The organism is Pseudomonas sp. JC1203 (genome assembly GCF_056175065.1).
Genome location: NZ_JBWCAM010000019.1, coordinates 15490 through 29050, shown reverse-complemented (window position 1 = coordinate 29050; position 13561 = coordinate 15490). Strand labels below are relative to the sequence as shown.

At 64.9% G+C, this 13561-nt stretch carries 17 protein-coding genes; 5 read left to right on the top strand and 12 right to left on the bottom strand.

The window, feature by feature from the left end:
* Window position 1: 1 nt before the first annotated feature.
* From AC0SZ7_RS24575 to AC0SZ7_RS24565, 3 genes are all read right to left on the bottom strand, one after another.
* Window positions 2–1009, bottom strand: coding sequence for an iron ABC transporter substrate-binding protein (locus AC0SZ7_RS24575; RefSeq protein ID WP_475506818.1), 1008 nt, complete (start codon window positions 1007–1009; stop codon window positions 2–4).
* Between the two features lie 128 nt (window positions 1010–1137).
* Window positions 1138–1656, bottom strand: coding sequence for a hypothetical protein (locus tag AC0SZ7_RS24570; RefSeq protein ID WP_475506817.1), 519 nt, complete (start codon window positions 1654–1656; stop codon window positions 1138–1140).
* A 44-nt stretch (window positions 1657–1700) separates the two neighbouring features.
* Window positions 1701–2225 (bottom strand): GlcG/HbpS family heme-binding protein, encoded by a 525-nt coding sequence (locus AC0SZ7_RS24565; protein WP_475506816.1) that lies wholly within the window; start codon window positions 2223–2225, stop codon window positions 1701–1703.
* A gap of 191 nt (window positions 2226–2416) precedes the next feature.
* On the opposite strand from AC0SZ7_RS24565, the gene AC0SZ7_RS24560 reads away from it, so the two are divergent.
* The 3 genes from AC0SZ7_RS24560 (at window position 2417) to AC0SZ7_RS24550 (ending at window position 5416) form a co-directional block, all read left to right on the top strand.
* The gene (locus AC0SZ7_RS24560; protein WP_475506815.1) at window positions 2417–3571 is read left to right on the top strand and encodes an SMP-30/gluconolactonase/LRE family protein; all 1155 of its coding nucleotides are present in this window, start codon (window positions 2417–2419) and stop codon (window positions 3569–3571) included.
* Between the two features lie 30 nt (window positions 3572–3601).
* Window positions 3602–4720: an L-dopachrome tautomerase-related protein gene (locus AC0SZ7_RS24555; RefSeq protein ID WP_475506814.1), complete on the top strand. Its 1119-nt coding sequence runs from the start codon at window positions 3602–3604 to the stop codon at window positions 4718–4720.
* Between the two features lie 153 nt (window positions 4721–4873).
* Window positions 4874–5416: a diguanylate cyclase domain-containing protein gene (locus tag AC0SZ7_RS24550; RefSeq protein ID WP_475506813.1), complete on the top strand. Its 543-nt coding sequence runs from the start codon at window positions 4874–4876 to the stop codon at window positions 5414–5416.
* 134 nt (window positions 5417–5550) lie between these two features.
* Here AC0SZ7_RS24550 and AC0SZ7_RS24545 read toward each other — a convergent pair whose 3' ends face one another.
* Together AC0SZ7_RS24545 and AC0SZ7_RS24540 are read right to left on the bottom strand one after the other, a co-directional pair.
* Window positions 5551–5841 carry a hypothetical protein gene (locus tag AC0SZ7_RS24545; RefSeq protein ID WP_475506812.1) on the bottom strand — a complete coding sequence of 97 codons (291 nt, stop codon included), beginning with the start codon at window positions 5839–5841 and terminating at the stop codon, window positions 5551–5553.
* Window positions 5842–5933: 92 nt separating this feature from the next.
* Window positions 5934–7325, bottom strand: coding sequence for an aldehyde dehydrogenase family protein (locus AC0SZ7_RS24540; protein WP_475506811.1), 1392 nt, complete (start codon window positions 7323–7325; stop codon window positions 5934–5936).
* A gap of 102 nt (window positions 7326–7427) precedes the next feature.
* On the opposite strand from AC0SZ7_RS24540, the gene ptrR reads away from it, so the two are divergent.
* Window positions 7428–8306, top strand: a complete 879-nt coding sequence (ptrR, locus tag AC0SZ7_RS24535; protein ID WP_475506810.1) for a putrescine utilization regulator PtrR — start codon at window positions 7428–7430, stop codon at window positions 8304–8306.
* On the opposite strand, the gene AC0SZ7_RS24530 is transcribed toward ptrR, so the two are convergent.
* On the bottom strand, window positions 8276–9169 hold the full coding sequence (locus AC0SZ7_RS24530) for an ATP-binding protein (protein ID WP_475506809.1): 894 nt from the start codon (window positions 9167–9169) through the stop codon (window positions 8276–8278). The two genes, ptrR and AC0SZ7_RS24530, sit on opposite strands and share 31 nt — an antisense overlap.
* Window positions 9170–9251: 82 nt before the next feature.
* On the opposite strand from AC0SZ7_RS24530, the gene AC0SZ7_RS24525 reads away from it, so the two are divergent.
* A complete protein-coding gene (locus tag AC0SZ7_RS24525) occupies window positions 9252–10019 on the top strand; it encodes an AraC family transcriptional regulator (RefSeq protein WP_475506808.1) in 768 nt (255 codons plus the stop codon).
* Between the two features lie 133 nt (window positions 10020–10152).
* Here AC0SZ7_RS24525 and pseH read toward each other — a convergent pair whose 3' ends face one another.
* From pseH to AC0SZ7_RS24495, 6 genes are all read right to left on the bottom strand, one after another.
* On the bottom strand, window positions 10153–10704 hold the full coding sequence (gene pseH, locus AC0SZ7_RS24520; protein ID WP_475506807.1) for a UDP-4-amino-4,6-dideoxy-N-acetyl-beta-L-altrosamine N-acetyltransferase: 552 nt from the start codon (window positions 10702–10704) through the stop codon (window positions 10153–10155).
* Window positions 10701–11279: a TetR/AcrR family transcriptional regulator gene (locus tag AC0SZ7_RS24515; RefSeq protein WP_475506806.1), complete on the bottom strand. Its 579-nt coding sequence runs from the start codon at window positions 11277–11279 to the stop codon at window positions 10701–10703. Before AC0SZ7_RS24515 ends, pseH begins: the two co-directional genes overlap by 4 nt.
* A 37-nt stretch (window positions 11280–11316) precedes the next feature.
* Window positions 11317–12252 carry a ketopantoate reductase family protein gene (locus tag AC0SZ7_RS24510; RefSeq protein WP_475506805.1) on the bottom strand — a complete coding sequence of 312 codons (936 nt, stop codon included), beginning with the start codon at window positions 12250–12252 and terminating at the stop codon, window positions 11317–11319.
* Window positions 12253–12377: 125 nt separating this feature from the next.
* Window positions 12378–12602 (bottom strand): DUF6555 family protein, encoded by a 225-nt coding sequence (locus AC0SZ7_RS24505; protein ID WP_475506804.1) that lies wholly within the window; start codon window positions 12600–12602, stop codon window positions 12378–12380.
* Between the two features lie 79 nt (window positions 12603–12681).
* Window positions 12682–13239 (bottom strand): ATP-dependent Clp protease proteolytic subunit, encoded by a 558-nt coding sequence (locus AC0SZ7_RS24500; protein ID WP_475506803.1) that lies wholly within the window; start codon window positions 13237–13239, stop codon window positions 12682–12684.
* 65 nt (window positions 13240–13304) lie between these two features.
* A complete protein-coding gene (locus AC0SZ7_RS24495; RefSeq protein ID WP_268140763.1) occupies window positions 13305–13496 on the bottom strand; it encodes a con-10 family general stress protein in 192 nt (63 codons plus the stop codon).
* Window positions 13497–13561: the final 65 nt, after the last annotated feature.

Genomic DNA, 13561 nt, shown 5'->3' with positions numbered 1-13561 from the left:
TTTACAGCAGCCCGGCCTGGTTCATCAGCTCGACGGCCTTCTTGCTGTCGAGCTTGGAAACGTCGACCGCCGGCGCATCAAGCTCTGCCAGAGGCACCAGCTTGGGGTTGGAGGCTGCGCCCTGGCCCACCGCATATTCGAACGACTTGCCGTCCTTCAGTATGGCCTGGCCCTTGGCACTGGTGATCCACTTGAGCAGCGCCTGGGCCTGTTCCTGGTGCTTGCTGGACGCCAGCACGCCGCCACCGGACTGGCTGACAAAGGCGCCCGGGTCCTGGTGCTTGAAGTAGTGCAGGGCGGTGTTCTTGCTGTTTTCACCGGTCTTGGCCTGGTCGACGAAGCTGTAGTAGTGGTAGATCACCCCACCTTCCGTTTGCCCGGCGTTGACTGCCTTGAGCACCGCGCTGTTGCCGCGGTAGGCGGTGGCGTTGGCTTTCATACCCTTGAGCCAGTCCAGCGTGGCGGCTTCACCCTTGAGCGCCAACACCGCGGCGACGATGGCCTGGAAGTCGGCGCCCGCCGGCGAGGCGGCCCAGCGGCCTTTCCAGGCGGGGGTGGCCAGGTCCATCAGCGAGGCGGGCAGTTGGTCGGCCTTGAGCTTGTCCTTGTTGTAGACGAACACCGTGGAACGCGCGGCAATGGCTACCCATTTGCCTTGGGCGGGGCGGTAGGGGGCACCCACCTGCTCCAGGGTGGTGGGCGCCACGGGGGCGAACAGGCCGGCGTTCTGTACCAGCATCATCGCTGGCGAGTTCTCGGTCAGGAACACGTCGGCGGGCGACGCCGCGCCTTCCTGCACCAGCTGGTTGGCCATCTCGGTGTCGTCGCCATTGCGCAGGGTGACCTTGATGCCGGTGTCCTGGGTAAAGCCTGCGACCCAGGCCTTGGTCAGGGTTTCGTGTTGGGCGTTGTACACCACAAGGTCGGTGTCTTGCGCCAGGGCATGGCTGGCGCCAAACAGCGTGCAGGCCAGCACCGTGGTTTTCAACAGGGGAAGGGAAGGCTTCATGTACCGTGGCTCCAGGGTTGTTATTGTCTGAAAAAGAATAATCCAATAAGAATCATTTGCATGATTATTCAGGCCGGACGGTAGGGTTTCAGATGACAAAAAAGCGTCAAGACGGCAGTGGTTTTTTGTCAATGTATCGAGTTTGTTTCCAAATCCTGCGAGCAAACCGGTGGAACGCGGGTCACAACTGACAAGGACGGCGTTGCCGTTCGCAACCTGGAGACGATGCCATGCAGAGATACTTTGCCAAGCTGACCCTGGTCGCCGTGCTGATGTCGAGCCTGGGCGGTTGCTGGATTTTTGACCCGCACCACGGCGGCGGCGGAGGTGGCCACGGTGGTGGCGGCATGAGTGGCCCAGGCGGTGGTGGCCCAGGCGGTGGCGGTGGGCCAGGCGGCAATGGCGGCGGCGGTGGCCCAGGTGGCGGTTCGCGTTGACCGGCACTTTTCGCCAGGCAAAAGAAAGCCCGCAACGAGGCGGGCCAAATGAATCATCACAAAGGAGTGGGTGTACTTTGCACCTTGTTTTGTGAAGGCGATGTGAAAAGCCGCCAAGGTGAAAATACTTTCATTACGGCGGCTTTTTTTGATCCCTGTAGCAGCGGCTGTTTGTGTGGGAGCGGGCTTGCCAGCGAGCTTTTGGGGCATAAAACGGTCGCTGGCAAGCCAGCTCCCACAATGCCTGCTACGGCTTATTCGAACTGCGGCTGGAATTTCTTCACCGCAGCCAGCGCGCAGCCTTCGTCCTTGTCCCCGCCCGGCGCGCCGGAAACGCCCAGGCCGCCCAGCACCTGGCGGTCGGCCTTGCGCAGGGTCACCCCACCTGGAATGAACAGCACCTGCGGCACGGTATTCAACGCACCGTTGGCGGGGCCGTCGAGCTTGGCCGCCAGCAGCTCGCTGATGGTGTCCTTGTCGAACGCCTGGCCGTAGGAGAACGCGGTGTAGGCCTTGCGGTACGACACCGACAGCGACTGCAGCGGCACCGTGTCGCCCTTGATAACCGCCTGGGCATGGCCCGATGGGTCAACCACCGTGGCGGTCACCGACCAGCCTTTGGCGGCGCAGGTCTGCACCGCCTCGGCAGCCAGTTGCTGGGCTACCTGCCAGGGCAGTTTCTGGCTACTGACCAGGTGGCTGGGGGCGGCCTGGGCGCATAGGGTGGCCAGCGTCAGAACCAGGGTGGCGCCGGTGCGCAGCAGGGGGGAGGTAGGCATGGCAGTTTCCTTTTCGAGGTTGATGAAAATCCTTTCACTCGCCGTGGCGAAATCAGTTCCCAATACTGGCCTGGCGTCCGGAACCTTCACTGAGATCGGGTTTCAGACGCTTTGACCAGGCCCGATGCTGTTGCTCGGGTTTTTTTCAGCATCGGCCTGAAACCGGTTTCAGTCAAATCCGGAGATGAAGTGTGAAAACGTCCGCAAGCCTGTTGTTAACCGCAGGGCTGTTGCTGGGCAGCGCCCTGCCAGCCTTTGCCGAAACCGTCGACCGCAGCAGCATTCCCATCGGCTCCCTGGACGAGGTGGCCGCGTTCCAGGGCCTGGGCCCGTCCGGTATCGTCGTCACACCGTCGGGGCGCACCTTCATCGGCTTTCCCCGCCACGCCATCAACCACAGCGGCATGACCCTGGGCGAGCTGGTGGGCGGCAAGCTGGTGCCCTACCCGGACGCGGCCACCAGCCTGCCGTCCGACCGCAGTGACGCGCAAAAGCTGATTTCCGTGCACGGCATGACCACCGACACCCAGGGCCGCCTGTGGCTGATCGACGATGGCAAGCGCGGCGGCATCCACGGCATCAAGCCCGGCGCCGCCAAGGTGGTGGGCATCGACCCGCAGACCAACAAGGTATTCGCCACGGTGGTGCTCAAGGACGCCCTGCGCCAGGACAGCCACATGAACGACCTGCGCATCGACCTCACCCATGGCGCCCAGGGCACCGCTTACGTCGCCGACTCGTCCTTTGGCGAAGCCCCGGCCATTGTCGTCGTCGACCTGGCCACCGGGCACCAGCGTCGGGTGTTGAGCAAAGACCCGTCGGTGCTGCCGCAGCAGGACTTCGTCACCCAACTGGACGGCGTGCCGATGCGCTACCAGGGCAAGGCCAGCGCCTTCCCCCATGGCGGCGTCGACAGCATCACCCTCAGCGCCGACAGTTCGCGCCTGTATTACTCGCCGCTGACCAGCCGCCACCTGTGGAGCATTCCCACCGCCGCCCTGGCCAACTTCGACTACAGCGACAAGCAGCTCGCCGCGCAGATTCGTGACGAAGGCGAGAAGGTCATGACCGACGGCATCGCCACCGACGCCCAGGACCGCATTTACCTGACCGACTCCGAACACCGGCAGATCCTGCGCCGCTGGCCCGACGGCCACTTCGACGTGGTGCTGCGCGACCCGCGGCTGGTATGGCCGGACGGCATCTTCGTGGCCGGCAACCAGGTCTACGTGACCCTGGGCCAGTGGGACCGCCTGGGCCAGCACAGCGACACCCGCAAGCCGCCATACCTGCTGATTCGCACGCCCATCGACGGCACGCCGGTGTACGACGCGCAACCGCAATGATTGCTCACTGACATGGAGGCACCCCCCGCAATGAACGCGATAAAACCCATGACCCTGGCGCTGCTGGCAGTAGCCACTGCCGCTAACGCCCAGCCAGCCCCGGTGCAACAGGGCGAGCTGGTGGCCGCCCTGCAGAACACCGAAGCCAGCGGCATTGTCGTCACCCCCGGCGGCCGCACCTTCCTGACGCTGCCCCGGGCCGGCAGCAACCACACGTTCCCGTCGGTCGTCGAGCTGGTGAAAGGCAAGCAGGTGCCGTTCCCGGACCTGGCCACCACCACCGACACGGGCAAGCCGCTCACCGACTGGCTGGTGTCGCCCCTGGGCGTGACGCTTGCCGGCAATACCCTGTGGGTGCTGGACGAAGGCAAGCGCCCGGGCATCGACGGCATTCCCGACGGCTCGGCGAAGCTGGTGGGCATCGACATCACCAGCCGCAAGGTGCTCAAGACCATCGTCTTCCACAAGCCGTTCCTGCGTGACAGCGTGCAGCTCAACGACCTGCGCATCGACCCCGACCACGGCGCCCAGGGCACGGTGTACATCTCCAACAACGGTTTCTCCAGCCCCTCGGACTGTTCGCTGATTGTGGTGGACATTGCCAGCGGCAAGATGCGCGAGCTGTTCCACAACCTGCCACAGACCTCGCCGGCGCCCGGCTACATGACCTACGTGGAGGGCCAGCCCCACGCCTACAGCCTCGACCACCCGAGCATGCCCCAGGGCGGGGTGAATGGCATCGAGCTGTCGCCCGACCACAAGAAGCTGTACTGGACCATCCCCACCAACCCCAACTACTACAGCATCGACACCGCCGCGCTCAGCGACTTCAACCGCCCCGAGGATGCGCTGGTCAAGGACATCCATTTCGAAGGCCAGACCGCCTCCAACGGCGGCATTGCCGTGGACGCCAAGGGCACCCTGTACTTCGGCGACGCCTCGCGCTACTCCATCATCAGCCGCGACACTGCCGGCCAGTTCGCCCTGGTGGGCCGCGACCCGCGGCTGATCTGGCCAGACGGCCTGTACTGGCAGGGCGGCTACCTGTACGTCACGGTGGGGCAGTGGCAGCGGGTGCCGGGGCTGCACGGTGGCAAGGACCTGCGCACTGCGCCGTACAACATCCTGCGCTTCAAGACTGCTCTGTAAAAACTGCGTGTCAGGGTTGTTACCCACTGGCTACGCGGCTACCAGGCTCTATGCTGGACAGTGCGAAAGCGCAGGCGATAAGGTGGTCGCCACGCCGGGCGGAACCTTCCAACCCGGCGCATTCGTTCATGCATGAGCCTCAAGGAGCCGACGGTGAGCTTGCACACAGAACGGCTGGCCGGCGCTGCCAACGACGGTCCGTTGGGCGCCCCCACCGGCGCGGTGGCGGCGCTGCTGGCCACCGAATGGGCGCAGGCCCTGCGATTGCGGCAGCCGTTGTCGTTGATCGTGGTGGCGATTGATCACTTCCCCGCATTCTGCCGCCAGCACGGGCGGGAGCAGGGCGATGCACACCTGCGGCACGTCGGCCTGTTGCTGGAGGCCATTGCCCGGCGTGCCCGCGACAGCGCCGGGCGCTGTTCGGCGGATGCCTTTGTGCTGCTGCTGCCGGAAACCCCGGCGGATGGCGCGCAGCTGGTCGCCCAGCGCTGCCACCAGGCCATTGGCGCAGCCCAGGCCGAGCACGGGCTGAGCGCCAGCATTGGTGCGGGCACGCTGATACCCCGCAGCGAGGCGGGGCATTCGGCGTTTTTCAATGCGGTAGCGCAGTTGTGCGACGAAGCCGCCCGGGCGGGCGGCGATCGCGTGGCGACGCGGCATTTCGGCCAGTCCAGCAGCGGCGCCATGCGCGCCTGAAGGCGGGGGAACCCGCTGCTTCAGCAGATGCACATGTGGGAGCTGGCTTGCCAGCGAGCTGTTGAGGCCCTAAAGGCTCGCTGGCAAGCCAGCTCCCACAAGGGCAGTGCCAGCGACGTCTTGCAAAGGCACGATCAGTTAGGCGGAGCTGCGGCGCTGTCGCCGTCATCATCATCGTCGTCATCGTCATCACTGGTGCCAGCGCCGCCTGACGTGTCCTGCTTGCCGCTGTAGCCACCGCCGCCATTGTCGGTGCCGCCACTGCGGCCTGGGTCGGCGCCTTGGGTGCGCGGGTCTGCGCCTGGGCTGGAAGGCGAGGCGTCGGTGCCGTTGTTGATGGAAATGTCGGACGCCGCCAGGGCAACCGCCGAGGTGGCAGACAGCAGGCTGGCAACCGCCAGGGTGAGCATGGTTTTCCTGAACATGGTGGCGCTCCCTCGATGATGACGTTTCACCAGCTTAGGCACGCGCCGACGCGCCGTCGATCCAATCCTGCGACCGACGGCGATGTTTCATGTTACCGGCGGTCAACCCACACGGTTTGGGCGTTGCAGAACTCGCGCAGGCCGAAGTGCGACAACTCGCGGCCGAAACCGCTCTTCTTCACGCCGCCGATGGCGACGCGGGGGTCGGAGGCGCAGTAGCCGTTGATGAACACGCCACCGGTGTCCAGCTCTGCGGCCAGGCGCTTGGCCAGGTTGACGTCGGCGGTCCAGACGCTGCCGGCCAGGCCGAACTCGCTGTCGTTGGCCAACTCAACCGCATGGGCGGCGTCGCGGCAGGCAATGATCGAGGCCACCGGGCCGAACAGCTCCTGCTTGAACGAGGTCATCTCGCTGGTCACGTCGCCCAGGATGGTCGGCGCGTAGTAGTTGCCCACGCCGTCCAGCTTGTGCCCGCCCAGCAGCAGGGTGGCGCCTTCGGCCAGGGTCTGTTGCACTTGGCCATCCAGCTCGTCGCGCAGGTCGTAGCGGGCCATGGGGCCGATGTAGTTGCCTTCCACCAGCGGGTCGCCGACCTGCATGGCCTTGACCGCAGCCACCAGTTTCTCGGTGAAGGCCGGCAGCACGCTGTCTTCGATGATGAAGCGCTTGGCGGCGATGCACACCTGGCCAACGTTCTGGAAACGGCCGATGGCGGCGGCTTTCACCGCTTCGTCGAGGTCGGCGTCGGCCAGCACGATGAACGGGTCGGAGCCACCCAGTTCCAGCACGCATTTCTTCAGCGCGGCACCCGCCTGGGAGGCGATGGCGGCGCCAGCGCGCACGCTGCCGGTGACGGTGACGGCGGCAATGCGCCCATCATTGATGGCGCTGGAGACGCCGTCGTTGCCCACGTTCAGCACCTCGAACGCGCCTTCCGGCAGGCCACCTTCACGCAGGGCCTGGGCCAGCAGCAGGGCGCTGCCCATCACGTTCGGCGCGTGTTTGAGCACGTAGGTGTTGCCGGCCAGCAGAATCGGCACGGCACCGCGCAGCACTTGCCAGATGGGGAAGTTCCACGGCATCACGGCCAGGATCGGGCCAATCGGGCGGTACTCGATGAAGGCCTTGTCGCCCGGCACCTGGGTCGGTTCCGGGGCCAGCAGCTCAGGGCCCTGGGCGGCATACCATTCGCACAGGCCGGCGCATTTTTCCACTTCGGCGCGGGCTTGCAGAATCGGCTTGCCCATTTCCAGGGTCATGCTGCGGGCCAGCGCTTCGCTGTTGTTGCGCAGCGCTGCGGCTACGTTCACCAGCACTGTGGCGCGCTCGGCCACCGACACCTGGCGCCACTGGCGGTAGGCGTCGGCGCTGCGGCCCAGGGCCTGGTCCAGCTGGGCGGCGGTCTGGAACGGGTAGCGGGCCAGTTCTTCACCGGTGGCCGGGTTCAGGGAAACGGCGTAGTCGATAACGGCGGGGGCATTCATGGCAAACCTCCAAGGCAGTAGATGAGGGTTACCTTAGGCCCTTGTTGGCTTCATGAATAATGAATAATAATAAGTGAAACACTCACGAAGCGAGAAAGTAGTATGGACCTTACCCAGCTTGAACTGTTCAAGGCGGTGGCCGAGGAGGGCAGCATCACCGCCGCTGCCGCCAAGGTGCACCGGGTGCCGTCGAACCTGACCACGCGCATCAAGCAGCTGGAAAGCGAGCTGGGCGTGGACCTGTTCATCCGCGAGAAATTGCGCCTGCGGCTGTCGGCCAACGGCCACAGTTTTCTCGATTACACCCGGCGCATCCTCGACCTGGTGGACGAGGCCAGGCTGGCGGTATCCAGCGGCGAGCCCCAGGGCGTGTTCACCTTGGGTTCGCTGGAAAGCACGGCGGCGGTGCGTATCCCGCCCTTGCTGGCGGCCTACCACCAGCGCTACCCCAAGGTGGAGCTGGACCTGTCCACCGGGCCCTCGGGCGACATGATCGACGGCGTGCTGGCCGGACGCTTCGCTGCCGCGTTCGTCGACGGCCCGCTGCACCCGCTGCTCGACGGCATTTCGGTGTTCGAGGAAGAAATGCTGCTGGTGACCGCCAAGGGCCATGCGCCGGTGACTCGTGCCCTGGATGTGAGTGGCGAGACGGTGTACGCCTTCCGCGCCAACTGTTCGTACCGGCGGCACCTGGAAAGCTGGTTCATCGCCGACGGCGCCACTCCGGGGCGTATTTTCGAGATGGAGAGCTACCACGGCATGCTCGCCTGCGTCAGCGCCGGCGCCGGGTTGGCCATGGTGCCGCGCAGCATGCTGGAAAGCATGCCGGGCAGCAGCAACGTCAGCGCCTGGCCGCTGGGCGGTGAATACAGCTGGCGCCAGACCTGGCTGACCTGGCGCCGTGGCACGCGTTCGCCCAACCTGCTGGGCATGCAGGAAATGCTTGAAGCTCAGGCCTCGGCGGCCAGGCGCCCGGCGTAATCACGGGCGAACTGCGCGGCAATGCGCCCCGAGCGCGAGCCGCGCTGGGTGGCCCAACGCAAGGCCTCGACGTGGGCCTGGGCGTACGCATCCTGTGGCACGCCGCAGGTCGCCAGCCATTCGTTCACCGCGCCCAGGAATTCGTCCTGGGAGAAGGGGTAGAACGAGATCCACAGGCCGAAGCGTTCTGACAGCGAGATCTTTTCTTCCGATTCTTCGCCGGGGTGCAAGTCGCCGTTCTCACCGCGTTTCCAATTCAGGTTGTCGCTGGCGCGCTCGGCCATCAGGTGGCGGCGGTTGGAGGTGGCGTAGATCAGCGTGTTGGCCGCCTGCCCGGCCACCGAGCCATCGAGCACGGTCTTCAGGCTCTTGTAGCCAATGTCGCCTTCTTCGAAGGACAGGTCGTCGCAGAACAGAATGAAGCGCTCGGGGCGGCCGGTGGTGAAGTCGAGGATTTGCGGCAGGTCGCCGATGTGCGCCTTGTCCACCTCGATCAGGCGCAGGCCCTGGCTGTGAAAGCGCTGCAGGCAGGCCTTCACCAGTGACGACTTGCCGGTGCCACGGGCGCCGGTCAGCAGCACGTTGTTGGCCGGGCGGCCTTCGACGAACTGGCGGGTGTTCTGCTCGATCAGGCGCTTCTGCCGGTCGATGTTCTGCAGGGCGTCAAAGCTGATCAGACTGGGGTTTTTCACCGCCCCCAGCACTGCCTGTTCCACACCGCGCACGCGCCGGTAGTGCCATTGGAAGGCGATAGCATTGCTGTCGAACACCAGCGCCTGGTCGGGCGGGAAGGCGCGTTCCAGGCTGTTGGCGATGCGTTCGAGCTGGGCGAGCAGGGCGGTGGTATCGAGGGGTGTGGACATGGTGGTTTCACAAGGCAGGGAAGTCTGGGCACAAGCTTAGGGATAGGGCAAAGTGTGCGTCTAACGATAAAAGGGCGCCTGCATGCGCAAAATGGACATTGGCGACCATGGCGAGCCTGCGGACGCCCGCAGCGTTGCCGCCGTGGCCCTGGATTTCGACGACGGCCACTGGGTGGCCAACCACCGCCACCCTCAGGCGCAACTGCTGTATGCCACCCAGGGCGTACTGGTGGTGGGCAGCGCCGAGGGCCACTGGCTGGTGCCCAGCGACCGCGGGCTGTGGATACCGCCGGGGGTGGAGCACTGGACGCGGATGGTCGGCGCGGTGCGCGTGCGCACCTTGTACATCGAGCCGGCGCAGGTGCCCGCGCACCTGCCGGGCAGCTGCTGTGTGCTGGGGGTGTCGGCGCTGCTGCGCGAGCTGATCCTGGCGGCGGTGGCCATCCGCACCCCGCCCGCCGCCGATAGCCGCGATGGCCGGGTCATGGCACTGATGCTCGATGAGCTGAACCAGCAGCAGCCGTTGCCGCTGCACCTGCCGCACCTGCGGCACCCGGCGTTGCAGCCGTTGAGCGAGCAGATTCTGCAGGGCCAGGGCCTGGAATTGGAACTCAACGACTGGGCCGGGCAGCTCGGCGTGAACCCCAAGACCTTGCAGCGCTGGTTCGTGCGCGACACCGGTATGACCTTCGGCAAATGGCGCCAGCAGGCGCGCCTGCTCACCGCCCTGCAACGCCTGGCACTGGGCCACAGCGTGCTGGAGGTGGCGCTGGAAGTCGGCTACAACACCCCCAGCGCCTTCAGTGCCATGTTCCGCCGCCAGTTCGGCGTGTCGCCCAGTGAGTGGTGACGCCACGCAAACCCGGTAGCAGCAACTGTCTTTGTGGGAGCTGGCTTGCCAGCGAGCTTTTATGGCCCCAACATCTCGCTGGCAAGCCAGCTCCCACAAGAGGTAGCAGCAACTGTCTTGGAACCGCGTCGCCTTACCCCTGCAACCGCGCCAGGCGCTCGACGATAGACGGCCGTTGCGCACGCCACTCCTGGGCCGTGATGCCCAGCAACATCACGTCCAGCCGTTCGCCATCCTTGCACACGTTCTGCCGGCGCACACCCTCCAGCACGAACCCGAACTTCTGGTGCAGGCGCACCACCGCCGGGTTGCTGGCCAGCACTTCACAATTGAGCTTGGCCAGGCCCACGTCGTCGAAGGCATGGTCCAGCAGCCAGCATTCCACCTGGCTGCCCAACCCTTTGCCCTGCAGCTCGCTGTCCAGGTAGAAGGCCCAGTCGGCGCTCTGGTGCAGGGTGTTGATGGCGTTCAGCGAAACCAGGCCACGGGGCAGGTCGTCGACCATGACCACGAACACCGCCTGGCGTGCGTTGCCCGCCAGGCTGGCCAGCCACGCCTGGTGTTCGCCGGGGCTGATTTCGTGGTCGGTGTACATGTATTTGCGCACCTGGGGCTGGTTGCGCAGTTGGCGTACGCGCTCCTGCACTTGGGCGCTGGTGGCCAGAATCGGCACGAAGGCGATCATGCCAGGTAGTCCCGCGCCGCCTGCAGGATTTCATCCGACAGCGGATGCCCCTCGGTGGCCCGCGCCAAAGTGATGGCACCGACCATCAGGGTGAATTCCATTAGCGCCGCCTGGCGGCGCTGCTCGGCCTGCTCCTGGCCCATCACCGCTTCGTAGTCGTCCAGCAAGGCGCCGACGCCATCGGTATAGGCCTGGCGCAGCGGGCTGGCGGTGGGCTCGCGGCACACATCGCCGGCAAAACCGACGGTGGGGCAGCCATCGCCCGGCGCGTCGCGGTTGCTGTCGGCCAGGTAGTTGTCGATCAATACGCGGCGGGCGCCCTTGCGGTCGCGGGTCGGTTCCGTGCGTTCGGCCCAGCGCTGCACGGACTGCTCGAAAGCTTGCTTGCAGGCCTGGGCGGCGAGGGCTTCCTTGGATTCGAAGTGGCCGTAGAAGCCACCGTGGGTGAGCCCGGCGGCGCTCATTACATCGGCCACGCTCAGGCCCTTGAGGCCGCGCTCGCGGAACAGGCGCGTGGCCACCTGCAGAATGATTTCACGGTTGCGTTCGGTTTGTTGGCGGGATACGCGGGGCATGATGATCTCGGCGTTGCTGAAGCAAAAAAGGGGCAGTTCATTGTTCGCGGGCGCGGCGCGCGGCGTACGCCAGCAGGTGCGTATAGGCCAGGCGCAGCACCGAGCGGTCCGGGGTTTCCACGTCTTCGGCGGGCCGGCGGCGCAGCAGGTCCCCCAGCAGGTGGTCAGCCTCGGTGGCATCGCCGCGTTCCACGTCACGCAGCATCGAGGCGGTGAGCGCCGATCCTGGCTGCGTCAGCACTTGCAGGAAGGCATCGCGCACCGCTTCGCGCGGCGGGTAACCGGCCCGGCGGGCAATGGCCGAACACTCTTCGAACAAATCGCAGATCAGGTCCTCGCCGCCTGCGGCCACCACGTCGCCGACGCTGGCACGCATCAGGCAGGTGATACCGCCGCCCGTGGCGATGAACAGCCACTTTTCCCACATCTCCTGAGTAATGTCCGGGCTCAGTTGCGCAGCGAAACCGGCGTGGTCCAGGGCCTCGAAGGCCGCTTGCACGCGGGCGCTGTCCTGGCCCACGCGGGCGCCAAACGCCAGGTCGTCGCGGTCGTTGAAGTGCACGATGGTGCCGTCGGCACGCTTGTCCAACGACACGAAGCACTTGCCGCCCAGCACCTTGTCGGCGCCGAAACGGGCATCCAGCAGGTCAAGGTGGCGCATGCCGTTGAGCAACGGCAGTATCAACGTGCCCGGCGCCACGGCCGGGGCTATGTCCGCCATCACGGCGTCCAGCTGGCCAGCCTTGCAGCTCAGCAGAATCAGCTCGAATGGGCTGTCGATGGCAGATGCCAGCAGCCACGGCACCCGGGCCAGGTTGATATCGCCCCGCGGGCTGCGCACTTGCAGCCCTTGCTCATCCAGTTGCTGGCCGCGCCCCGCGCGCACCAGGAAGGTGACGTCGCGCCCGGCCGCCAGCAAGCGCCCGCCAAAATAGCCGCCGACGGCACCGGCCCCCACGATCAAAATCCGCATGATCTCGTAGCTCCTTTTTCTGAGGTCCAGGTGGAAGGGCATTAATGCCCCCATAAAATATAGGCCGATCACCCTCGCAAGAATAGAGTGTGATCGACCTTTATTTTTTTACGGGTGAGGGGAACTTATGCCGGTCGCCAGTTCACCCCTTCGATGCCGAATTTTTCCGCCAGCGGCTTGCTGGTTTTCTTCACGCGTTCGCGGCCGAAGCGGCCGATACGGCCCACCCCGGCGTCGCAACTTGCCCAATGCCACGCCTCACCGTTGTCCATGGTTTGCGCGCGGATGATGAATGACTTCGGTACGCCATGAAGGGTGTAGTCAATGACGTAGAGTTTTGCACTGTTCATAAAGCTGAAGTTCCTCCCTGTGACTTTTTTAGTGAGTACAGGGGCGGAAAAAAATTCAGTCGGATTGTAAGACAGGCGGTTACTCGCCGCTGACCGTCCAGTGCACCGCGTCCTTGGGAAACACCACCTGCTCAAGGCGGTGCGCGATGCCACAGGTCAGCGAGTCGTCGGCGGCGATGACTTTCTCTTCGGCCGACAGGCATTTGAAGATGTCCAGTTTCTGCTCGGCGTCTGCAGTTTCATCCTTGAAGATGGTGACGTAGCGCTCAAGGTCGTTGTTGAGGCTGGACAGGTATTCACGCAGGCGCGAATGGTCCACCGAGTTCTGGCTGAAGTACCAGTTCATGGGGTGTATCAGGAAACGCGATTGCGGCGCGGCAACGCGTTCGGTGCCGGCCAGGTAGACGATGATGCCCATGGACTCGATGTTGCCGGAGTTGATGGTGCGCACCGGTATGCCCAGCGACTTGATGAAGGTGTAGATGGTAAAGCCGAAGTTGGTGCTGCCGCCCGAGGACGACATGTTCAACCACAAGGAATCGGCGCCGGCCTTCAAGGCTTCAAGGCAACGGTCACGCAGGCGTTCGTGGGTACTTTGGTCGATCTGGCAATGGAAATGAACAATGTGTTGGCTCACCGTCATGTCCTTGTTTCTGCGGGGGTATGCAGGCCGGGGACGCTGCCCCGGCCCTGACTCAGCGATTAGCTGCGGCCGCCACCGTGGCTGCCTTGACCGCCTTTTTTGCTGCTATCGGGAGTTGCTTTGCTCCGGTCGTTTGGCATTTTGCCTGCAGTCGAGCCGGAAGATGCCTGTCCGCCTTTTTTGCCGGCTTCGGAGGCTTTTTCACGATCATTGGAGAAGTTTCCTGGGTTCGACTTGCCTGTGTTAGCCATGATTCTCTTCCTCTGTTTTATCGGATGTGCAAGGCCAGTGGCCCTGCATTAACTGTGAAAGGCAA